At 61.3% G+C, this 22,230-nt stretch carries 22 protein-coding genes, 1 tRNA gene and 1 pseudogene; 21 read left to right on the top strand and 3 right to left on the bottom strand.

Translation table 11 applies throughout. The features are described 5' to 3' along the window. Positions 1-13 precede the first annotated feature (13 nt). Positions 14-1,426, bottom strand: coding sequence for an adenylosuccinate lyase (gene purB / locus DP106_RS00720; protein WP_120082616.1), 1,413 nt, complete (start codon positions 1,424-1,426; stop codon positions 14-16). A 123-nt stretch (positions 1,427-1,549) separates the two neighbouring features. On the opposite strand from purB, the gene purN reads away from it, so the two are divergent. After that, positions 1,550-3,133 (top strand): phosphoribosylglycinamide formyltransferase, encoded by a 1,584-nt coding sequence (purN, locus tag DP106_RS00715; RefSeq protein WP_120082615.1) that lies wholly within the window; start codon positions 1,550-1,552, stop codon positions 3,131-3,133. A 9-nt stretch (positions 3,134-3,142) separates the two neighbouring features. Here the strand turns inward: purN and DP106_RS00710 are convergent, their stop codons facing one another. Then, positions 3,143-3,769, bottom strand: coding sequence for an RNA 2'-phosphotransferase (locus tag DP106_RS00710; protein ID WP_120082613.1), 627 nt, complete (start codon positions 3,767-3,769; stop codon positions 3,143-3,145). Between the two features lie 431 nt (positions 3,770-4,200). On the opposite strand from DP106_RS00710, the gene DP106_RS00705 reads away from it, so the two are divergent. From DP106_RS00705 to DP106_RS15460, 9 genes are all read left to right on the top strand, one after another. Next, positions 4,201-6,546, top strand: coding sequence for an urea ABC transporter substrate-binding protein (locus DP106_RS00705; RefSeq protein WP_120082612.1), 2,346 nt, complete (start codon positions 4,201-4,203; stop codon positions 6,544-6,546). A gap of 209 nt (positions 6,547-6,755) precedes the next feature. Further along, positions 6,756-7,340 (top strand): thermonuclease family protein, encoded by a 585-nt coding sequence (locus DP106_RS00700; protein WP_120082611.1) that lies wholly within the window; start codon positions 6,756-6,758, stop codon positions 7,338-7,340. 197 nt (positions 7,341-7,537) lie between these two features. After that, positions 7,538-8,065, top strand: coding sequence for a TlpA family protein disulfide reductase (locus DP106_RS00695; protein ID WP_120082609.1), 528 nt, complete (start codon positions 7,538-7,540; stop codon positions 8,063-8,065). Next, positions 8,062-8,721, top strand: coding sequence for a cytochrome c biogenesis CcdA family protein (locus DP106_RS00690; RefSeq protein WP_120082607.1), 660 nt, complete (start codon positions 8,062-8,064; stop codon positions 8,719-8,721). Before DP106_RS00695 ends, DP106_RS00690 begins: the two co-directional genes overlap by 4 nt. Before the next feature lie 77 nt (positions 8,722-8,798). After that, positions 8,799-10,205, top strand: coding sequence for a carotenoid oxygenase family protein (locus tag DP106_RS00685; RefSeq protein WP_240625292.1), 1,407 nt, complete (start codon positions 8,799-8,801; stop codon positions 10,203-10,205). 71 nt (positions 10,206-10,276) lie between these two features. After that, a complete protein-coding gene (locus DP106_RS00680) occupies positions 10,277-11,005 on the top strand; it encodes a class I SAM-dependent methyltransferase (RefSeq protein WP_120082604.1) in 729 nt (242 codons plus the stop codon). 55 nt (positions 11,006-11,060) lie between these two features. Beyond that, positions 11,061-12,095 (top strand): NAD(P)/FAD-dependent oxidoreductase, encoded by a 1,035-nt coding sequence (locus DP106_RS00675; protein ID WP_120082602.1) that lies wholly within the window; start codon positions 11,061-11,063, stop codon positions 12,093-12,095. A 50-nt stretch (positions 12,096-12,145) separates the two neighbouring features. Beyond that, positions 12,146-12,216 (top strand) — tRNA-Gly (locus tag DP106_RS00670). Between the two features lie 264 nt (positions 12,217-12,480). Then, positions 12,481-12,849 (top strand): hypothetical protein, encoded by a 369-nt coding sequence (locus DP106_RS15460; RefSeq protein WP_133305072.1) that lies wholly within the window; start codon positions 12,481-12,483, stop codon positions 12,847-12,849. A gap of 507 nt (positions 12,850-13,356) precedes the next feature. Here DP106_RS15460 and DP106_RS00665 read toward each other — a convergent pair. Then, positions 13,357-13,566, bottom strand: a pseudogene (locus tag DP106_RS00665) (glutaredoxin family protein); the annotation flags it as partial. Positions 13,567-13,845: 279 nt separating this feature from the next. Between DP106_RS00665 and DP106_RS00660 the strand changes: the two are divergent. From DP106_RS00660 to DP106_RS00610, 11 genes are all read left to right on the top strand, one after another. Further along, positions 13,846-14,433 (top strand): DUF7437 domain-containing protein, encoded by a 588-nt coding sequence (locus DP106_RS00660; protein WP_120082600.1) that lies wholly within the window; start codon positions 13,846-13,848, stop codon positions 14,431-14,433. Further along, positions 14,430-14,939, top strand: coding sequence for a hypothetical protein (locus DP106_RS00655; RefSeq protein WP_120082598.1), 510 nt, complete (start codon positions 14,430-14,432; stop codon positions 14,937-14,939). Before DP106_RS00660 ends, DP106_RS00655 begins: the two co-directional genes overlap by 4 nt. A gap of 93 nt (positions 14,940-15,032) precedes the next feature. Beyond that, complete coding sequence (locus tag DP106_RS00650; RefSeq protein ID WP_120082597.1) at positions 15,033-15,317, top strand: 50S ribosomal protein L44e; 285 nt, start codon at positions 15,033-15,035, stop codon at positions 15,315-15,317. A 2-nt stretch (positions 15,318-15,319) separates the two neighbouring features. Further along, positions 15,320-15,493, top strand: a complete 174-nt coding sequence (locus tag DP106_RS00645; protein WP_120082595.1) for a 30S ribosomal protein S27e — start codon at positions 15,320-15,322, stop codon at positions 15,491-15,493. Positions 15,494-15,505: 12 nt separating this feature from the next. Next, positions 15,506-16,306 (top strand): translation initiation factor IF-2 subunit alpha, encoded by an 801-nt coding sequence (locus DP106_RS00640; protein ID WP_120082593.1) that lies wholly within the window; start codon positions 15,506-15,508, stop codon positions 16,304-16,306. Between the two features lie 20 nt (positions 16,307-16,326). Continuing rightward, complete coding sequence (locus DP106_RS00635) at positions 16,327-16,509, top strand: RNA-protein complex protein Nop10 (RefSeq protein ID WP_120082592.1); 183 nt, start codon at positions 16,327-16,329, stop codon at positions 16,507-16,509. 4 nt (positions 16,510-16,513) lie between these two features. After that, positions 16,514-17,281 carry a proteasome assembly chaperone family protein gene (locus tag DP106_RS00630; protein ID WP_120082590.1) on the top strand — a complete coding sequence of 256 codons (768 nt, stop codon included), beginning with the start codon at positions 16,514-16,516 and terminating at the stop codon, positions 17,279-17,281. Between the two features lie 266 nt (positions 17,282-17,547). Then, entirely contained in the window at positions 17,548-19,728 is a 2,181-nt protein-coding gene (locus DP106_RS00625; RefSeq protein WP_120082588.1) for an AAA family ATPase, read from the top strand. A gap of 59 nt (positions 19,729-19,787) precedes the next feature. Continuing rightward, on the top strand, positions 19,788-19,970 hold the full coding sequence (locus DP106_RS00620) for a hypothetical protein (protein ID WP_120082587.1): 183 nt from the start codon (positions 19,788-19,790) through the stop codon (positions 19,968-19,970). Positions 19,971-19,973: 3 nt separating this feature from the next. Then, positions 19,974-20,855, top strand: a complete 882-nt coding sequence (locus DP106_RS00615) for a hypothetical protein (RefSeq protein WP_120082585.1) — start codon at positions 19,974-19,976, stop codon at positions 20,853-20,855. Between the two features lie 139 nt (positions 20,856-20,994). Next, entirely contained in the window at positions 20,995-22,230 is a 1,236-nt protein-coding gene (locus tag DP106_RS00610; RefSeq protein WP_120082584.1) for a putative manganese transporter, read from the top strand.

Below are 22,230 nucleotides of genomic sequence, written 5' to 3'. Positions count from 1 at the left end.
GCGCGCTCACTGCTTACTCCGGACGTTCTGCAAGGTCGCTGGCAACGCCAGTGTAGCCGGCCGGCGTCAACGCCAACAGCTCCTTACGAACTGACTCCGCAACATCAAGTGAGTCGAAGAGGTCATAAAAGTCCTCGATCGTGACCTGCGTGCCGCGAGTGAGTTCCTTCACGCGCTCGTAGGCGTCGGTATCCCCCTCCCGCCGGAGGATCGTCTGGACAGCCTCCCCGATGATCTCGGGTGTCGATTCAAGATCGTCAGTCATGACCTGCTCGTTGGGGACGATCTTGCCAAGGCCGGTCTGCGCCTTGTTGTATGCGATCAGGCAGTGGCCGAAGGCCGCGCCAACGTTGCGTTTGACCGTTGAATCCGAGAGGTCACGCTGGAGCCGTGAGGTTGTCACGTAGTCCGCGAGGAAGGTGAGATCCGCGTTCGCCTTCGAGAGGTTGCCCTCGCTGTTTTCGAAGTCGATGGGATTGACCTTGTGTGGCATCGTCGACGATCCGGTTTCACCGTCGACGGTCTGTTGGCCGAGGTAACGATCCGAGATGTAGAGCCACATATCCTGATCAAGATCGATGAGGACGTTGTTGACGCCGCGAACCGCATCGAACACTGCGGCCAGATCGTCACAGGGGTTGATCTGTGTCGCCAGCGCGGTGTGGTTGAGACCGAGATCGGTGACGAACGACGCCGAAAACGCCTGCCAGTCGACATCGGGGAACGCGGCGTGGTGGGCGGCATAGGTGCCTGAGGCTCCGGCGAGCTTCCCCGAGAGGTCGTCGCTGGCGTGTGTGAGTCGTGCCATCGTCTTGCCGAGTCGGGCTGCGTAGACGGCCATTTCCTTGCCGAACGTCGTCGGCGTCGCCGGCTGGCCGTGGGTACGAGCAAGCATCGGGAGGTCTCGGTGTTCGTGGGCGAGGTCGGTGAGTTTGTCGCGAATCTCGCGGAGTTCGGGCAGCAAGACATCCTCGACAGCGGGTTTGACCAACAGTCGGTGGGCGAGGTTGTTCACATCCTCGCTGGTGAGCCCGAAGTGAAGCCACGGATAGAGCCGTTCGGCGTCGTTGATTGCGTCGGCCTCGCTGAGCCGAACGCGAAGGAAATACTCGACGGCTTTCACGTCGTGGTTGGTCGCGTTGTAGCCCGCCGCGCCGTCGACTTCGAGTTCTTTGATTAGTTCGGCATCGGCGGCGTCGAACTCCTCGTAGGTCGCACGGATCGTTGTCCGCTCATCTGTGGTGAGATCAAGCTCAACGGCGGCAACGTCGGCCAACGCGAGCAGGTACTCGGCTTCGACGCGGACGCGAGCCCGCATGAGTCCGGATTCACCCGCGTACGGCGAGAGGGGGGCTGTCCGGCGGCTATACCGCCCGTCAAGCGGCGAGACCGCCGCCAGCGGGTCGCTACGCGAGAGGTCGCTCATAGCCGACGGTGCCCGTGGCAGTTGCAAAAGCATGTCGATGGCCACAGACTGCTGATGAGTTGCCAGCAGACGCCCCCGGCGGCCGACCGCAACGGTTTTTCGCTCGCCCGGATACCCATCGGTATGGTGAAAATCGCCGGCGTAGCGAGTAATCGCGGCCGAAATCTGTTGCATATCGCTGACCGCACACCGGGCGGTGCGGAGTTGGCTATCGTCCTGACAAACGAGGATGGCGCGCCCATACTGGAGGAAGCCGCCGAGCGGGGTATTCCAACCGAAGTCGTTGCCCGCGAGGAGGGTGAATCCCGTGAGTCACACGAAACACGTATTCTCGACACGTTGGAGGGGTACGATTTCGATCTTGTCTGTCTTGACGGCTATATGCGGGTGCTCACCGACGAGTTCATTGACAACGCCCCGACGACGCTCAACGTCCATCCCTCGTTGTTGCCGGCGTTCCCCGGGAGGGACGCCCACGAGCAGGTGCTTGACGCCGGCGTGCGGATGACCGGCTGTACCGTTCACGTCGTCACCGAGGAGGTTGATGCCGGCCCGATCGTCACCCAAGAGGCGGTGCCAGTCTACGAGGACGACGACACCGACGACCTCAAACAGCGGGTGCTCTACGACGGCGAGTTCACCGCCTATCCGCGAGCCGTGCGGTGGTTCGCCGAGAATCGTGTGAGCGTCGACCACGAGGCAGAAACCGTCGAAATCGACGGCGACACCGGTGGGGACTTCCCACAGCGCCGACTCATCGACGACGACCTCGCTGACACCTTACGCTACGGCGAAAACCCCCATCAGGACGGCGCGGTGTACGCCGACGGCACCTGCGAGGAGGCCAACGTCGTCTCCGCGCCGCAACGCAATGAGGGGGCGAAAGAGCTCTCGTATAACAACTACAACGACGCCGACGGCGCGCTCAACCTGATCAAGGAGTTTGACGAGCCCGCCGCTGCCGTCATCAAACATACCAACCCCGCCGGCTGTGCGGTCGCCGAGTCGCTGGCTGACGCCTACGACCGCGCGCTGCGAACCGACGCAAAAAGTGCGTTCGGCGGCGTCGTCGCGCTCAACCGCGAGTGTGACGCCGAAACCGCCGAACAGGTCGTTGACTCCTTCAAGGAAGTCGTCATCGCGCCCGGCTACACCGAGGCCGCCCTTGATGTGCTGACAGAAAAAGACAATCTCCGAGTTCTCGATGTTGGCGAACTCGACGAGATTTCCGAGACGATGACCGAGAAACCCATCGTCGGCGGGCGACTCGTTCAGGAGCGCGATCTTGGCTCGCCAGATCCCGAGGCGTTTGAGGTTGTCACCGAGCGCGAGCCGACCGACGACGAACTCGAAACAATGTCCTTCGCTTGGCAAACGCTCAAACACGTCAAATCCAACGGGATCGCCTTTGCCACCGGTACCGAAACAGTCGGCCTCGGCGTCGGGCAGGTCTCCCGCGTTGACGCCGTCGAACTCGCCGCGAAGAAAGCCGAACGCGACGCCGACGGCAAATCGTCCAAGGGCGCTGTTATGGCCTCCGACGCGTTCTTCCCGTTCCCGGACGGGATCGACGCTGCCGCCGAGGCCGGCATCGAGGCCGTGATCCAGCCAGGCGGATCCGTCAACGACGAGGATGTGATTGAGGCCGCCGACGACCACGGGATGGCGATGGCCTTCACCGGAATGCGTTGCTTTCGGCACGACTGAACGGAACGGTCAGTCGGCTGCAGTCAGATACGCCGGCGGGACGTGGTCTGTCGTATAGACGGCCCGCCCGCGTTTCGTGATCGTGTGCCCAGCAGTTTGCATCGCCGCGGCGTCAACCTGGAGGATCACAGGGTCGGCCGCATGGCGGCTCCCGACGTCGTGAGCGTCGCCAACCGAGTCACTGAGGTGGACGTGCTGTCTACTCATCGGTTTGAGGCCTTCCTCGCGGATCGATTCCAGCGCGTCCGGCGAGGTGCCGTGATACAGCGTGTCGGGAACCGGCGTGTTGTCGGCGTCCAGATCGACGGCGATCGAGTGGCCGTAGGCCGCCCGCACCCGTTCGCCGTCGACCTCGAAGCGACCCTTTGGGTCGGTTTGAATGACCCCGATGACCGCCTCGCGGTCGATGCCGTACGTCTCGCCGGCGCGGTCGACGACGCTGTCGAGGGCCGTCCAGCCGGCTTCGTCGAGGGCAAGCCCGGCATCGTCCGGGAAGTGCCGCAACGCGCCACTGAGGAACGTCGATACCTGTCGTCGGGTCGATCCATCGATGATGTGGCTGCCAGAGTTACCGCAGGTGGGGCACCGCTTGGCCGTAACGTATCCGTGGATGTCACAGCGACGAATATCGTTCATCGATGCTCGGTTGTTGTGACAACTAGTTCCTGTTGGTAGATAGCCATTTCCATGCTACCGCTGTTGGCGACACAACGACCTGTCTGTGTGGCGACAGGCGACTGGTGATCGACCAACACATGTGACCGTCAATTGAGGGCTGGGATTCTCACCGCTCGCCGGAACGAATGTGAGTTTGACGCCGCTGTTTGACTCGCGTAGCTTTATTATACGATCCCAAAAGCAACAAAAATCAATAAACGCGCATTAATATATGATTACAGTACTCATTGCGCGAACCAGAATGGATATATGGTATAATATCTCACTAGAAAATATGCGATCAGCAAAGAGACTGTCAGCACAGGTGCACAGGATCACCCCCTTTCAGACTGTTTGTGATGTGGTTGGAACTGGTTTGAAGACGCTTTCTAACGGAGCCAGCGAGATAGATGCTTAATCTGGCCCAGCAGTCAGATGATCCGATTACAATCGCTGTACTCGAAAACCGCTCAGGAAAGTTCGCTGAACTTGGCACCTCCAAATGGCAAGCAAGCCATCTTGCGGTCGAAGAAATAAATCAAAACGGCGGAATTCTCGGCCGTGAAATCGAGATCATCGACCCGGATCCACAATCCGATGTCAACCGATACCGACAGTTGGTCACCGATATCCTGGAACACGAGAACCCAGACGCGATCTGGGCTGGATACGCCTCCTCGGAAAGAGAGGTTGTCCGTCCGCTAATCAACGCTCACCGACAGCTCTACTTCTATACGACACAGTACGAGGGCGGTGTCTGTGATAGGTACACCTTCCCTGTGGGTGCGACCGCTCGCCAGCAACTGGGCGCGGTGCTTCCGTACCTCGTCTCTGAGTACGGGCCGAAGATCTTCACCATCGCCGCCGATTACAACTTCGGACATCTTTCGGCTGACTGGGTGGATATCCTTGCAGCGGAGAACGATGCGACGGTGATCGGCAGGGAGTTTGCCCCCCTCTCACAGACCTCATTCGAGCCGTTGATCGATACGATCGAGGCTGCTGATCCTGATGTGATTATGTCGATGCTCGTTGGGGACAACCATGCGGAGTTCTTCCGAGCGAAAGCCGAGCGTGGGCTTTCGATCCCTGTTGGTACGTCGACAGCGATGGCTCAGGCGTTCGAGCATGAACGATACGAGCCACCGGCGTTTGCGGACGTCCATGTTGGGATTAATTACATGGAAGAGATCATGACACAGGAAAACACCGCCTTCGTTGAGCGGTTCTATGAGATGTTCCCGGATGCGGACTACATCAATCAGGAAGCACAGAATAACTACGTCTCGATACACCTCTACGCAAAAGCTGTCGAAGCGGCAGGCACAACCGACCAAGCTGCGGTGATCGAACAGCTCGAAAGCGGGCTGACGTTCAACGCCCCAGAGGGTACTGTGACCCTTGACGGCGCGACACACCACGTCAATCACAACATGCGGATTGCTAGGGCTGACAGGCAGCATAATCTCGAATTTTTTGGGGAACAACAGCGCGACGAGACGTTTCTCTCCGAGACGGTCGGCTGTGACCTCCGTGAAGTCGCCGAAACAACCCAGTATCGACCTGCCCTGTTCCATGAGGAAGGGACGTTCGATAGCATGCACGATTCACTGCAGGATCGGATTCAACAGGGCCATGAATCACAGAAACTGCGTGAACAGCTCGAAGCACGCGCAGCGGAATACAGCGAGTTGATGAGTGCGTGTGCTGACGGTGATCTCACGGTTCGACTGCCGTCAGACACGGATACTGACGCCATGAACGAGATCGCCATAGCGTTCAACGCGATGCTTGATGAGATCGAGGCGACGGTCACAGATATCCAGGACTTCTCACAGGAGGTTGCGGCAGCGAGCCAACAGGCCACCACCGGTGCCAAAGAGGTAAAGAAAGCCAGTGACGTGGTCAGTGAGTCGATCGAGGGCGCAACAACCCGCGCCGACAAACAGCGTGAGCGGCTTGACAGCGTCTCCAGTGAGATGAACAACCTGTCGGCGACCGTCGAAGAGGTCGCAGCGGAGGCACAGACTGTCGCCGAACTCTCGGAGGACACCGCCGCGATCGGCGTCGATGGCGAGGCGACAGCCAAACAAGCGAGAGACGAGATGGAGCGTATCCAGGCGGATATGTCGTCGGTTGTCGCGGCTGTTGAGCAGCTCAACGACCAGATGGAGCAGATCGATGAGATTGTTGAGCTGATCTCCGATATCGCCGAACAGACGAACATGTTGGCGCTCAATGCCAATATCGAAGCAGCGCGGGTTGGCGGTGGCAACGGAACCGACACCGGCGATGGGTTCGCTGTCGTTGCGGACGAGGTGAAAGAACTGGCCGAGGAGACCCAAGACTCGGTCAGCGATATCTCTGCGCGTATCGACGATGTCCAGACGCGGACGTCGACAACCGTCGACCAGATCCAACACACCGAGGATGACATCGCAGAAACAGCCGCGTCGGTGGATGCTGCGGTTGACGCGTTTATCGATGTGGTGAACAACGTCGAAGACACTGATAGCGGCGTCCAGGAGATAACCCGTGCAGTTGATGATCAGGCCAGCAGCACCGAGGAGATTGTCTCAATAATTGAGGAGGTTGCTGAGCTTGGCGAAGCCACCGCCCAGGCCGCGGAGGATGCCTCAGCCGCAGCGGACGAACAGGCGTCTTCGATAACGCAGGTAACGTCGAACGCCGAATCACTCGCCACCCAAGCAAACCAACTCCAGACGCGGCTTGACACGTTCACCGTGAGCAGGTAGCGATCGGCTTGTCGAGCAGGCGAACAGCCAGCAGTCACTCCCGCTTCGGTGTCCTTTCGGCCGTCATATTCACCTGACTCGTCCGTGGTTGTCTACCGTCGATACATGCGACGCTGACAGTACACGGATACAGCAACAGAGCTACATTGCTAGCCGAGTTGATCGGTTGACACCGTTCGTTTCTTGTCGCTGCCGGCCACGTGTCAGATATGCAGCATCGTCGCGTTGTTTCTGTCCTCGCTATCATCACTGTCGTCGCTCTCGCCGGCTGCAGTGGGGTTGCCCCGCTGCCGACGCCGGATGCCGGGCCGACGACCGAGCCTACTGCGACCGCAGAGGGGCCGTCATGGAACGTCACGGTTACCCGCGTCATCGACGGCGATACCGTCGAGATCCGGTACACAAATGCCACGACCGAGACGGTTCGACTCCTCGGTGTTGACACGCCGGAAACGCCACCAAACACGGTCTCACCGGGGGAATTTGAGGGAATTCCTGACAGCGAAGCTGGCCAAGACCATCTCGTCTCGTGGGGTGAGAACGCAACTGCGTTCGCTGAGCAAAAACTGGCAGACAAGGAAGTCCGGCTCGTCGTCGACCCCGAATCGGATCGGCGCGGCGGCTACGGTCGCCTGCTGGGCTATCTCTACGTTGACGGCAAAAATTTCAATTCGCTGCTGCTGTCAGGCGGCTACGCACGGCTCTATGAGAGTGAGTTCCGGCTTCGAGATTCGTTTGCGACGACCGAAGCCACCGCACAGCAAGAGCGGGTTGGACTTTGGGACTTCGAATAAGTTGTCAGCGGCGGGACTGTGTTGTTCCTGAAGCTCCATGATGACTATTCGCGTGTTATCGCCAACGCCGCTGTGGCTGTGTTGCCACCGACTGCTTCGAGAGCCCCACCAGATCACTCTTTGAGTCGCTGCCCGTAGGAGCCGATCGGACGGTGAGGCGATCCCGTCGCTGATTCGTCTCCGACAACAGGCCATCTATGAATCGACGACAGGCGTTGACCGGGCTTGCTGGCATCGGACTCACCGGCGGGAGCCTCTGGGTCGTTCGTGGCAACGACACCAGTCGTGGAGACGCGTTTCCGATCACCGTTGAGACAATTGACGCCACGGGATCGACAGCCGGCGAAACCACGCTGCCGGTCGCCGACGCACCGACCCTGATCGACTGTTTTGCGACCTGGTGTGATCCCTGCAAGGAGCAGTTTCCAAAGCTGGCGGATCTTCACGCGGCGTTTGGCGAGTCCGTCGCCGTTGTTTCTGTGACGAACGAACTCATCGGGCGCGGCACCACGAAGGCTGAACTGCGACGGTGGTGGAACACCCACGGCGGGGCGTGGCCGGTCGGGATCGATCGAGACGGCGCGGTGCTTGCGGCGATCGGTGCCAGCAGCATCCCATCGCTCGCTATCGTTGACCCAACGGGGACGATCCAGTGGACCGACAGCGGACAGTTCGATGTGGCATCGCTGCGGACACAACTTGCCGCGGTTTCGGAGTCGCGATGACTCAGTCGGCGTTTCTCGGCACGCTGGCCTTCGCCGGCGGGGCTGGTGTGACGACCTTCTTTTCGCCGTGTGCGTTTCCGCTGTTACCTGGGTATGTGGGCTACTACGTCCACAACAGCGACGAGTCGACACCGGCGACCGTGTCGGCGATCGCGGCGGCCGCCGGCGCGCTGCTTGCGGTCGGTATGGTCGGCGGCCTCGCCTTGCGTGTCGGCCAACAGGTGACGACCCTGTTGCCGTTGTTCGAACCGCTGGCCGGTGTTGCGTTAGTCGTGTTCGGCGTTGCGATCCTGTTTGGCGTCACGCCGAGCCAGCCGATCGAGTTGCCGGCTCGGCCTGACTCGCTGCTCGGGTTCGCGGGGTTTGGCGCGGTCTATGCGGTTGCGGCCGCCGGCTGTGTTGTGCCGGTGTTTTTCGGCGTCATCTCCCAGGCACTCAGGCTGCCAGATCTTCAGGCAGTGGTCGTCCTCGGTGGGTATGCTGTCGGGCTCGCTGCCCCGCTTGTCGGGGTAACACTGCTCACCAGCGCGGGCATCGAGTCATGGCGGGCGGCCGGCCGGTACGCCGGCTGGCTCAAACGCGGGGCGGCTGTGGTGATGATCGCCGCCGGGGTCGGCCAACTGTCTCTGTCGGTCGTTGTGCTCGATCTCCTGTAAGGCGGCGGGCGCGTTGTCGCCGGGTGGTCCAACGGCCTCGCCAAGGGTTGATATCGCTGGCCCGCCGAACTGTCTCTGTGGCCGAATCGAGTCCACTCGGCTTTCAGTCAGCTACAACCGAGTACGACGACTACCGCCCGCCCGTTGAGGGAACGATCCCGGCGTGGCTTTCGGGGACGCTCATCCGCAACGGCCCCGGCCGCTTCCGTGTCGGCGAGCAGCGGGTCAACCACTGGTTTGACGGGTTGGCAATGTTGCGCCGCTATAGCTTCGACGATGGCGCGGTTCGATACACGAATCGGTTCCTCCGCAGCGACGCGTACGCCGACGCCGAGGCCGGCCGACTGACCGGACAGTTCGGGACCGATACCCGCGGCTGGCGGCGCGTGCTTGATACCCTCCGCTCGTTTGGCCTCCCGGAGCCGACCGACAACGCCAATGTCCACGTCGCCCGGATCGACAACGAGTATGTCGCGCTCACCGAGGCCCCGCGTCGGGTCGCGTTTGCTCCCGACACGCTTGCCACACGCGATGAGTTCACCTTCGACGACGACCTCACCGAACACATCACCGCAGCCCACCTCGTTGACGACCCTCACCACGAGGAGCTGATCGGCTTTGCGACCCAGTTTGGCATCCAACCGCAGTACCACATCTACCGGGTTCCACGTGGCAGCCGGCGACGGGAGCTGATCACCTCGATCGACGCTCGCGGGCCGGCGTACATCCACGACTGCAGTGTGACCGATCGGCACGTCCTGCTGGTCGAATCGCCGCTGACGCTGTCGGTGTTGCGGGCGATGAATCCGTTTTCGGAGGGGGCGATCGATATGTTGGGGTGGGAGCCCGACCGCCCGACGCGACTGCTCGTTGTCGACCGCGAAAGTGGCGAGTTGGTCGCCGAGCCAACCTTCGAGGCGACATTCTGCTTCCACCACGTCAACGCCTTTCGGGACGGGGGTGAGATCGTCCTTGATCTCATCGAGTTCCCCGACGGCGACATCGTTGGCGCGCTCTCGATGGCTGAACTCGACAGCGATGGATTCCCTGACGTGCCGGACGGCCGGCTCATGCGCTATCGGATCGATCCAACGACCGCTGACCTCGATCGAACACGGCTATACGCTGGCGGCATGGAACTGCCGCGTGTCCCGCGAGCCGCGGTCGGTCGTCGCCACCGCTACGCCTACGGGCAGGCCACCGACCGCGATGGGGCCACCGGACTGGTGAAAGTTGACTGCGAAACTGGGACGGCACAGGAGTGGTGGGAGGAATCGGTGTATCTTGAGGAGCCGATCCCGATACAACGCCCCGGCAGCGACGCGGTCGACGACGGTGTCGTAGTGGCGACCGCACTCGACGCGACACAGGAGCAGACCAGCCTGCTTGTGTTTGACGCCGAGACGCTAACGCTGCAGGCACGGGTCGCTCTGCCGCACGTCGAGCCATTCGGCTTTCACGGCCGGTTTTTCCCGGACGAATAGCCGTCGCCTTCGGCAGTCGACATCGCTTGCGGATGCAGGACGATTTTATCCGCGGTCGCAAAATCATACCTATGAGCGAGGAGCCGGCGTCGTCGCCAGCCGACACACCTGACCGCGCAGCCGGGAGCGTCCGGGCTGTCTACGACCGTATCGCTGACCATTTCGCGTCAACACGGGCATACGCCTGGCCCGAGGTTGAGTCGTTCGTGACGGCGGTCGCTGACCACGAGGGACTCGGTCAGGCGCTTGATCTCGGCTGTGGCAACGGTCGCCACACCGAACTCTTAGCCGAGTACGGTGCTGACGCCATCGGCGTCGATGTGAGCCGGGGGCTGCTGTCGGCGGCGGCGACCCGTCGACGTGATCACGGGTTTGCTGCTGCTCTCGTGCAGGGTGATGCGGCCACGCTGCCGTTCGCCGACGCGACGTTCGACCAGATTGTCTACGTTGCAACGCTGCATCATCTCCGGCCGGCGGCGACTCGCCGACAGAGCCTCGCTGAACTTGGTCGCCTGTTGCGGCCGGGCGGGCTTGGGCTTGTCTCCGCGTGGAGCACCGCCCATGACCGCTTCGACGCTGAGACGAGCTTTGATACGACAGTTGCGTGGACGCTGCCCGGCGGCGAGACGGTTGATCGATTCTATCATATCTATGATCCTGACGCGTTTCGGGCGGCTCTGAACGCCGTCGATGCGATCGAGCCTCTCACCGTGACCGTCTCCAGCGGTAACTGCTATGCGGTCGTGACGACCGCCACCAACGACGTGACGACGGACTGGGGGATCAGATCGGTATTGTAACCTGTGCGCACGATTGGTACGGAGTTATATGACTGGGGGCATTACAGAGATATACATGAGTACAACGGATGCCGCCGATACTGATGTTGAGGCCGACGAGTATGAGGTTGCGGTGATCGGGGGCGGGCCAGCCGGGCTCTCGGCCGCGCTCTATACGACGCGACTCAGCCACGACACAGTCCTTATCGACCGCGGTGGCGGCCGCGCGGCGATGATGCTAGATACGCACAACGTCGTCGGTGTTCCCGAGGAGATCTCAGGCAACGAGTTTCTGCAAACCGCCACCGAACAGGTCGAAAACTACGGCGGCGACGTGGTTCGTGATCTAATCACGGAGATCGAACGCGGCGATGACGGCCGGTTCCAGCTTAGCGGTAACGACACCGATGTTGTGGCCGACCGTGTCGTGCTCGGCATGGGCTTTTCCGATGAGCGACCTGAGCCGCCGCTACCGCGAACCGGCAAGGGATTGCATTACTGTCTGCACTGTGATGCCTACATGTTTATCGACGAATCGGTGTACGTGATGGGCACCGGCGAGGCGACAGCCCACGTGGCGATGATCATGCTCAACTTCACCGATGAGGTTGATATCCTGACGCGCGGCGACGAGATCGAGTGGAGCGAGGAGACTCAGAAACTCGTTGAGGGCCACCCGGTCGACGTGATCCACGAGGATATCGAGGGCCTGACCCGCGGTGACGACGGCTGGCTTGAAAGCTTTACGTTTGAGGACGGCACCACCCGAGAGTACCGCGGCGGCTTTGCGATGTATGGCTCCGATTACAACACTGGGCTGGCGACCGACCTCGGCTGTGAGCTTAACGACGATGGGACGGTTATTGTCGATGACCACGGAGCGACGACCACAGACGGCGTCTACGCGGTTGGCGACATCACGCAGGGCCACAATCAGGTTCCGGTCGCGATGGGGAAAGGAGCCAAAGCCGGGTTGGCGATCCACAAGGAACTGCGGACATTCCCCAAGTCGCTGGACGAACTCGAAGCTGAGGGGCCGGTCGGCGAGACTGAGGTGCCAGGGGTCTCCCCGGATATCCGGGATGCTGCCGCGGCGTTTAGCGACGACTGACGGCACTGAATCGGTAAGGTATTAATGGCCCACCGGAAAGGGAGCGATGCGTGCCGGTGGTCTAGTGGTAGGACCTGAGCCTTCCAAGCTCATGGCCCGGGTTCAAATCCCGGCCGGCACATTTTCTGCCGAACGAAGTGAGGCGAAAATTGCCACGGTGATTTGAACCAGCGAGTGGCGCGAACAGAGTGAGCAAAGCGAGTGAGGTTCAAATCCCGGCCGGCACATACCGCCGAAGACAACACTGCGAGCGACTGCTCTGTCGCTCGCCCCTCGTCTGCGGCTGTCTGTAACACGCCGGATTTGAATCCGACCAGACCGGTCGGTTCACATTCGCAAACAGCCGGTAGAATCCTGATATCGACCAATTTTATTGAGAATTTCATTGTTTCAAACAGATAACTACTACAGAACAGCAGAAAAGTTTGTTATAGTTTTGGTTTGTTCGGCTTCACTCGACCAGTGCGGGGTTTCGACTAAAATATTTACTTCAAACCGAGTTGTTCATTATTTTGTTTGCGGAGATTTTGATGATAACTCAGAGTTTGCCGCTTTAGACAAACAAATGTATGTATATATCGTGTTTTCAATTGCAATGATGGCAAGAAAAACAGCTGAATCGGAACAATCAAGTATTGAATCCGGTCGATACAAACGGTTCTGGGCAACCACCGACAGCGGCTCACGGTACAGCAGCCTGCGGGCGACGAGTGGTACCATCTACCGCCGTCGCTCCCAGCGGCGTCGCCGCTGACGCGATCGGTTCCCCTGTCGTCCCACTGTGCCACCGTTTGGTGGCCACTCACTCCACCTGGTGTTTCCGTGCTGACCCACACGCTACTCATCCCGTGGGTTTTCGAACAGCGTGAGACCAAAATCTGATACTGCACGCTTCTCGACAGCGGTTTGATACACTGGTCTCGAAACACACGGTACGCGATAGCGCTGGTAGTGCTGCCGCTGGCCAGAATCGGCTTTGCTACACAGCTCGGTGACCACTCAACGCCATATATCCCAGCGGTCTACCTCATGATAGCAGCCATGAGTGCACTGACTCTACTGCTCGCGTATGCAGACAAGTGACTAACCGAATGATTCTCTTGTTCTGTGGGTGTGACCGAATGACACTCCTGCTCTGTGGGTGAGCCGCTCTTTTCGGACTGGGAGTCACTACCGCCTATGAAAGCGTTGCTGTGGAGCGACTCGACACCATCGCTCTCGTTGCCCCCCACTCGATTCGTGGTCACTGCTGTGCGTGTCGTCAGTTGTAATGTTCCTTGAGGTACGCCGAGATCTCGGAGCTATCATGCAAATAGCCCTCGGGAAGATCGTCGCTGACGAGCACTGGGACGCCGCGTTGGCCGGTGATCGAATCGAGGGCGTCGCGGTCGGCCTTGGCTTCTGGGACGATAACCTCCTCGTGGTCGACTGCAAGGACATCGAGAACGCGGCGCACGCGTTTCGAGTACGGGCAGTCGGGTCTGTCCTAGAGGGTGAATGTTGGCATGCACTGACAGGTGGGGCTGGTAGTCGGATAGTGATTTTTCAATCAGCGACCGGAGTTGGGTCGAAGAGTGCTCAAACTCAGTTCAAAGCTTGGATAGTTTGAACCGTCTGTTGAACCGGTAGCTGGGCACGTCTCCATTCGCTTCGCCGATTTCAGGGCTGCAGTTCGGAATTGATCCCTTGCGGACCGGGGTACCAGAACACTTTTTACTGTTTTGCTGTAATCTGTAATCAAGATCCAACAGTGTCACAGCCCGTAACCCCCGCTGACGGCGACATCGTTCGTGACTTCCTCTCGGTCGCGGATCTGCTTGAAGAGCCACAGCTGGCCCAGCTGCACGCGTATTTCGACTGCGAGGGTGCGGCGACGGTCAAAGAGGCGATGGCAGCCCTCGATCTCCCGCAGGGGACAGCCTACAGCTACGTCAACCGGCTCGTCGACGCCGGCGTTGTCGAGATCACGCACGACGAACAACCCCGGCGGTATACGGCCCGCGAGATCGACCTCACCGTGACGACCGCAGCGGGCGAGTATACGATCACGCCGGCACTCATCGACGCGGTCGGCCGCCGCGAGACCGACGACGACATCGACACCTACATCGACCGCCACGGCGTCGCCGGCCTTGCGACGGCGCTGACGTATGCCGTTTCCCGTGAGCGCGGCGAAACGACCCACCGGCTGATGGCCGACGATCTCGATATCTCGCCGCTTGCTGCGGAACTAATCCTCCAAGCACTGCGCCCGGTCGTAACTGAACAGTATGCTACTGATGCGTCCGGCGGCTCGCTCGACGAAATCGACCCGGCAGATACTGCCAGCGACGCGTGAGTAGCCTGCATATCGCTGACACCGGGTTGTTCGTCGCAATGGGACAGCCGTCGAACAGTCGCTATCAGGCTGTCCGCCGGTTCGCTCGCCGCAACGATATCACGTTCGTGGTTCCGGATCGTGTCTACGAGGAGTTGACAACCGACCAGCCCGCTGTTGAGAATCCACCCGTCAACACCGCAATTGAAGCGGGCTGGGTGCAGGTTGCAGCTCCGCTTCCGTTCTCGGAGCCGATCGTCTCTCGCGTCATGGATGGTGTCCAGCGATACATCGCCAACGTCGACGACCGACCGGCCGACGAAGTAGAGCAGGCTGACGCGGCCCTCGCCGCGCTGGCGGCCCAGCAACTCAGCACAGGCCAGGCAACGGCAGCGTACATCTACACGACCGATATCCCGGCCGGCGAGGGAGCTAAAACGGTGCTCGGCGATGAGGGGTACGGCGACTCGGTGACGTTCGTGAACGGATTTCGGTTCATCGATGATCTATTGATTGGTGATACATAACTGATCGACAGCGTTCTCACGGCAGCGTCCTCCGTCCGCGAACCAAACGCGTTTTATATACTCACGGCAAAGCCACGCCAAGGAGATTATCCCATGGAAATGCCACGCCGGATGAATACATACTGTCCGCATTGTGACGCTCACCACGAACACGAGGTTGAGAAGGTTCGCTCGGGTCGATCCACCGGAATGAAGAAGGTGCAAGACCGCCAGCGCGACCGCCAGACCTCGACGATCGGCAACGCCGGGAAGTTCTCGAAGGTGCCCGGTGGCGACAAGCCAACGAAGAAAACCAACCTCACCTACCGCTGCAGCGACTGTGGCACCGCCCACATCCGTGAGGGATGGCGCGCCGGTCGACTCACCTTTCAGGAGTAAGTATGGCAGGCAACTTCGTCACCGTCGAATGCAGCGACTGCGGCAACGAACAGATCGTCTTCGAGAAGACCGCCACGGTCGTCAACTGTGCGGTCTGCGGCACCACGCTGGCAACGCCGACCGGCGGCAAAGCCGACATCGACCACGAGGTCGGCGAGACTGTCGAGGCACGGTAGGCTCCGCAACCGATGAAGTACAGTGGCTACCCTGAAGTCGGTGATCTTGTCGTCGGCGAGGTCGACGAGATCGCCGATTTCGGCGTGTTCGTCGATCTGGATGAGTATGAGGACAAACGCGGACTCGCCCACATCAGCGAGGTCGCCAGCGGCTGGATCAAAAACGTCCGCGATCACGTCCAAGAGGGCCAGACAGTCGTCGCCAAGGTGTTGGATGTCGACGAGAGCTCCCAGCAGATCGATCTCTCGATCAAGGATGTCAACGAACACCAGCGCAAAGACACCATCCAAGCCTGGAAAAACCAACGGAAGGCCGACAACTGGATGGAGCTCGCCCTTGGCGAGGATGTCGACGACGACACCTACAGTACGGTTGTCAACGGACTGTTGGCCGAATTTGACACGCTGTATGCGGCCTTCGAGCAGGCGGCGATCCACGGCACCGACGCCCTCGACGACACCGATCTCGCCGAGGAACATATCGCGGCGATCGTCCAGACCGCCCGCGAAAACGTCTCGGTGCCCTACGTCACCGTCACGGGCTACGTCGACCTGCACTGTCCAAGCCACGACGGTGTCGACGATGTGAAAGAGGCACTCCAGGCGGCAGAGGGCAACGGTGAGGTACCGGCGGAGGTCGAACTCGAGGTCACCTACGTCGGCGCGCCGGAGTACCGCATCAAGGTACAAGCCCCCGACTACAAGACCGCTGAGTCCGAGCTTGAGGCGAGTGCCAACCGTGCAACCGAAGCCATCGAGGCCGTTGGTGGCAACGGCGAGTACCACCGCGAGCGACGCGAAGACGACGACTAATCGCCTTCTCCCGCGTTCTCATGAAATCGAACATTCGTGTTTGTCGTGTCTGGGAGACAGAACACGAACGGCCGGTCTACAGCCTTGGTGATACCTGCCCCGAGTGTGGCAGTCCCACCGCAAACAGCGCACCCGCGCCGTTTAGCCCGGAGGATCCATACGGCGAGTACCGACGGGCTCTTAAGCGACGCGACCGCGAATAACGCTATGGACGAAATCGAGATCAACTCGCTTGCGGAGCCGGAGCTCCGCGATCCGGTGTTGATCGAAGGACTGCCGGGTGTCGGCCATGTCGGCAAGCTCGCCGCCGAACATCTCGTCGAGGAGCTTGACAGCGAGCTGGTACGGCAGGTGTACGCCGACGAGTTCCCCCCACAGGTCACCGTCAACGATGAGGGGGTCGCCGATCTCACATGCGCCGAGCTCCATGCCGTCACAACCGCCGGCGACGGCCCTGATCTCGCCGTCTTAACCGGCGACCACCAAGCGGCCACCAACGATGGCCACTACCGCCTGACCACCGCCTTTCTCGATGCAGCGGAATCGCTCGGCGTTGAGACCGCCTACGCACTTGGCGGCGTCCCGACCGGCGAACTCGTCGAGGAGTACACCGTTCTCGGCGCAATTAGTGCCGCCGATCAGAAAGCGACACTCGAAGACGCTGGCGTTGAATTCCGCCCCGACGAGCCCGAGGGCGGCATCGTTGGCGTCAGCGGTTTGATCCTTGGATTGGGCAAGCGCCGTGGCCTTGATGCGGCCTGTCTGATGGGCGAAACGAGCGGCTATCTTGTCGACCCGAAGAGCGCGCAGGCTGTCCTTGAGGTGCTCGAAACGGTACTCGGCTTCGAGGTCGATTTCAGCTCCTTGGAGGATCGCGCCGAGGAGATGGAGGAGGTCGTCGGCAAGATCCAAGAGATGCAGTCCCAACAGCAAGCGCAGGCGATCCCCGACGAAGAGCTGCGGTACATCGGCTGAACTGTGATCCGCTTCGGCGTGTCGACAGCCACCACGCCGATCGTACGCGCTGCGTAATTATTTTGCCCCAACTGTTGAATCGAGAGCGACGCGTTCTGTGCGTGTCGCCGGCGTCGGTCTCGCACTGTTCGGCGACCATCGAGACACGCGCAACGACCGACTTGTTGTGTTGCGGCCGGCAGTAGCAACGATCGCTGAACCGCCGGAGAGACCATCCCATCCGATCGTGTCGAGACGTCTATACCACCAGCACCCCAAATGCGAGTATGAGCGACGACGAGGGCTTGGGTCTCACCGTCAAGAGCGCGGAGAAACGCGACGCCGGCCGCGGGATCGCTCGCCTCTCGGAGCGGGCGATCCGCGAACTCGGCGTCTTGAGCGGTGATACGGTTGTTATCGAGGGCACACAGGCGACCGTCGCCAAGGTCTGGCCCGGCGGCCACGACGTGGCTGACGGCACCGTTCGCATCGATGCCGACACCCGCGCCAACGCCGACGTGAAAGTCGGCCAGCAGGTACGCGTCAGAAAGGAGCCTGTCGCCGAGGCAACCGCGGTGACGCTGCAGGCACCCGAGGAACTCGGCACCGTTGACATCGACCACGAGACGATCGAAACGGCGGTCAAACGCGGGCTGCGGGATCGGCCGATCAGAACCGGCGAGGGTGTTCGTATCGAACGACTCGCCGGCAATCGATTTGTCGTGACCGACACCGATCCCGATGGCACGGTTCGGGTGAGCGGGTCGACAACGGTGACCGTCTCGCCGACCACCGGCAGCGACGCCGGCGGGTCTGCCGGCGACAAACTCCGCAACACTGTCGACCGGGCGACGGGTGCCGGCGACGACGCGCCACAGCGACCGGAAGCCGGCGTCACCTACGAGGATATCGGCGGGCTTGATGAGGAACTCGAACTCGTCAGAGAGATGATCGAACTCCCGCTGTCGGAACCGGAGGTTTTCACCCGCCTCGGCGTCGATCCGCCGAAAGGTGTCCTGCTGCATGGCCCGCCGGGCACCGGCAAAACGCTCATCGCCAAGGCCGTCGCCAACGAGGTTGATGCAACCTTCCTCACCGTGTCCGGCCCCGAGATCATGTCGAAATACAAGGGCGAAAGCGAGGAGAAACTCCGCGAGAAGTTTGAGGCGGCCGCCGAGGACGCCCCTGCCATCGTCTTCTTTGATGAGATCGACTCGATCGCGGGCAAACGCGACGACGGCGGCGATGTCGAAAGCCGCGTCGTTGGGCAACTCCTCTCGCTGATGGACGGGCTTGACGCCCGCGGCGACGTGATCGTCATCGGCGCGACCAACCGCGTTGACTCGTTGGATCCCGCACTTCGGCGGGGCGGCCGCTTCGACCGGGAGATCGAGATCGGGGTTCCCGGCGAGGCTGGCCGGCGGGAAGTCCTTGATGTTCACACTCGCCGGATGCCGTTGGCCGAGGATGTCGATATCGACACACTCGCGGCGCGAACCCACGGGTTTGTCGGTGCTGATCTGGAGGGCCTCGGCACGGAAGCAGCGATGACCGCGCTCCGTCGAACCCGACAGGCCGGCGAGGATCTCCGAGCCGTCGAGGTCACCCGCGAGGACTTTGAGACGGCGATGACGGCGGTCGAACCCTCTGCTATGCGGGAGTATGTCGCCGAGCAGCCAACAACCGATTTCGACGACGTTGGTGGTCTCACCGCGGTGAAAGAACAGCTCAGGCAGGCCGTGACGTGGCCGCTGCGGTACGGCCCGCTGTTCGATGCCGCCGATACAACGCCACCGACTGGGGTGTTACTGCATGGGCCACCGGGCACCGGCAAGACGCTGTTGGCCCGGGCGATCGCCGGCGAAAGCGAGGTCAACTTCATCCAGGTTCGGGGCCCCGAGCTACTGGATCGCTACGTCGGCGAGAGCGAAAAGGCTGTCCGGGAGGTCTTTGAGCGCGCCCGACAATCCGCACCGGCGATCATCTTCTTTGATGAGATCGACGCCATCGCCGGTGACCGCGACAGCATGGGTGGTGATTCCGGCGTCGGCGACCGCGTCGTCAGCCAGCTGCTGACCGAACTCGATCGTCTCAGCGATACCCCGAATCTCGTGGTGTTGGCCGCGACGAACCGTCAGGAGAGCATCGATGGAGCGTTGCTTCGCTCGGGGCGGCTTGAACAATCGATCGAGGTGCCGAACCCGGATCGAGCGACCCGCAAAGCAGTGCTCGATGTGCATACGCGAACCATGCAGTTGGCCGACGATGTCGACCTCGATGCGGTCGCTGCCTCGACGGAGGGGGCTTCCAGCGCCGATCTCACCTCGATCTGCCGGGAGGCGTCGCTGCTGGCGATCACGGAGCTTACTGAGCAGTACGAAGGGGCCACAGCCAACGACCACACCGACGAGTTGGAAGTCACCGCAGCCCACTTCACGGAAGCCAAAGCATCGGTGTTTGAAACGTAGCTCTGGTGTTGTCGACACCGATCCGTGGTTTGAAGCCGGCCGCCATCAAACGGCGGAGCATGGGCGATGAAGAACCGTTGTCCGGGCAGCCACTCACCGAGAGCCGCGCCGACCAGCTCACAACCGTTTGCCGGAGCGCGGTCGGCGACAGCGACGTCTTCGTGACGACCGACGGGCTGAAGCTCACGGACTTTGACTCGTCGATCGCAATCATCTCTGGGCTGCTCGAACGCTGGGAGTAGGCTGTGTCATTGGGTCGGCTTCGCACGCTGCTCGGCGTGCCGGTGACCGCAGCACGCTGGTGGCGGCGCACAACAACCGCGCCACTCGCCGAGCAGTACCTACTGTTGGTTGCACTGCCAGCAACGCTGAGTTTCGGTTGGCTGCTCGGTGTCGGTGACGGCCTGGGATTTAGTCTCGCCGCCGACTCGTTGTTTGCCGACAGACGGACGCTGCTCACAGCCTTTACCGCGAACTACATTCACGTCAGCGGTCGACACCTTGTCGATAATCTGCTCAACTTTTGGGTGACGCTGTTTGGACTCTACCCGCTGGTGTCGATCGCTGGCTGGGAACGGCAGTTTCGCCGCCTGACAGTCGGCTATCTTCTCGGCGTTCCATTCTGTATCGCTTGGGGCACACTGGCGACGCTTGGGCAGGTCACCAACCAACTCTCAGTCGGGTTTTCGGGGATCGTCGCCGCTTTTCTCGGATCAGTGCCGGTCATGCTGGTGGCCGCTGGCAGCGAGGTTACTGACGGTGAGATCGACCCCGCATGGAGTGTGGTGCCGTTTACCGGCTCGTTGGCCGTTGTCTTTGCCGCCCCCTCGGTGTGGTACTTTCCCGTCCAGCCGCTGCTCGCTCTGAGTTGTCTCGCAACCGGGGGTCTCGCCGGTGGGCTCCTCTGGTGGCTGAAACCACCAGCCGGTGTCGTCGCCACCGCGCGGTCGACGCCGCCCGATCGTCAGCTGGCGTTTTTGATCGGAACGACTGTGTTTGTCTTCGGCGTTGTCGGCGCGTTGGTGCTTGTCCCGCGCGGCACCAATGTGTGGGGACATCTCACGGGCTACGTCGCTGGCTTTCTGCTGCCGTATCTCGGCTACGTCATCGGCCCGGCACTGCAATGAGACCGCAGCTGGCTCCCGCCAAACACGTGTCCAGCCCATCTACAGTGCCGAAACCGTTATATTGGTACTGGTTAATCCTATATTTAGATGCCTCTAATTCACACCGAAGCCTCGGTACTCTCTCATCGGAGGTGGATCGATGGCGGGTGAGATCCTCGATATCTTCCTCGCCTCGGTACGAGACGGCTACGTACAGGTCAGCGCGTTTGTCGCGGTAACTGTCCTCGCGTTCAGCTACGTCCAGTATCGAACCAAGGGCGCACTCGTTGAGCGACTGGAATCCAACCGCCGGTACCAACCGCTTGTCGGCGCGGCGATGGGGTTGACGCCGGGCTGTGGCGGAGCGATCGTGATGATGCCGCTGTATATTCGCGGGACAGTGAGTTTCGGCACCGTCGTGGCGACGCTGATCGCGACCGCCGGCGACTCCGCGTTTGTCATTCTCGCGCTGGCCCCGGAAGCCGCCCTCTACGCCTACGGGCTGGCCTTCGGCGCGGCGGTCTGCTCGGGGTACGCTATCGACCGCTTCGGGATGGGCGTCGGCCGCGTCGATAGCGCGGTGAGTCACCTACAGATGGCCGCGACCGATGGCGGCACCGCAACCAGTGTCATCGGCCGGAGCTCAAATCCGGCGCACACGTATGCCGGTGAGACGCCCGGCCACAGCCACGAGGCCGGCCCTGACCGCGAGTCGGCCGTGTTGACGCCGCTCAGCCATGCGATACATGTGTTGTGGTGGGTGGCCGCGGTGTTGGCGCTTGGGTTGGGCGTCACCTATCTCACTCGCGGCGCGCCGGCGGTGCCGCTGTCGGTTGGTGGGTCTTTCGCCGGCCTGTTCACGGTTGTCGGCATCGCCGGCACGACGCTGTCGTTTTACCTCTATCTCATCGGGCGACACTACATCGGCGAGGGGCAGGTCGGCCGCGCCCGGGAGTCCTTCGGGAGTCTGTATAGCACTTTTCAACATGCCGCTATGGAGACGAGTTTCGTCACCGTCTGGGTGCTTGTTGCCTATCTGCTCTATGAGTATCCCGTCGCCTTCTTCGAGATCGATATCGCCGCCGTCGCCGCCGCGGCGGGCGTCTTCGCGCCGGTTGGCGGCGCGCTATTGGGATTGATTCCGGGCTGTGGCCCACAGATCGTCCTGGCGGGTGCCTACGCTCAGGGCGGAATCCCATTCTCCGCGCTGGCCGCCAACGCGATCAGCCAGGATGGCGACGCGCTGTTCCCGCTGATCGCGATCGACAAGAAGGCCGCCATTATCGCCAGCATCTACACGACGATCCCCGCGCTCGTCGTTGGCGTCGCGCTGCACGTCCTGTGGGGGCCAGTTTTCGGGCTGGAATCCTTCGGCTTCGGCGTTCTCGGCGGCTAA

Source organism: Halonotius pteroides, assembly GCF_003605635.1.
Classification (GTDB): domain Archaea; phylum Halobacteriota; class Halobacteria; order Halobacteriales; family Haloferacaceae; genus Halonotius; species Halonotius pteroides.
The sequence above is the reverse complement of the archived record's forward strand: the minus strand, read 5'-3'. Positions and strand labels throughout refer to the sequence as shown.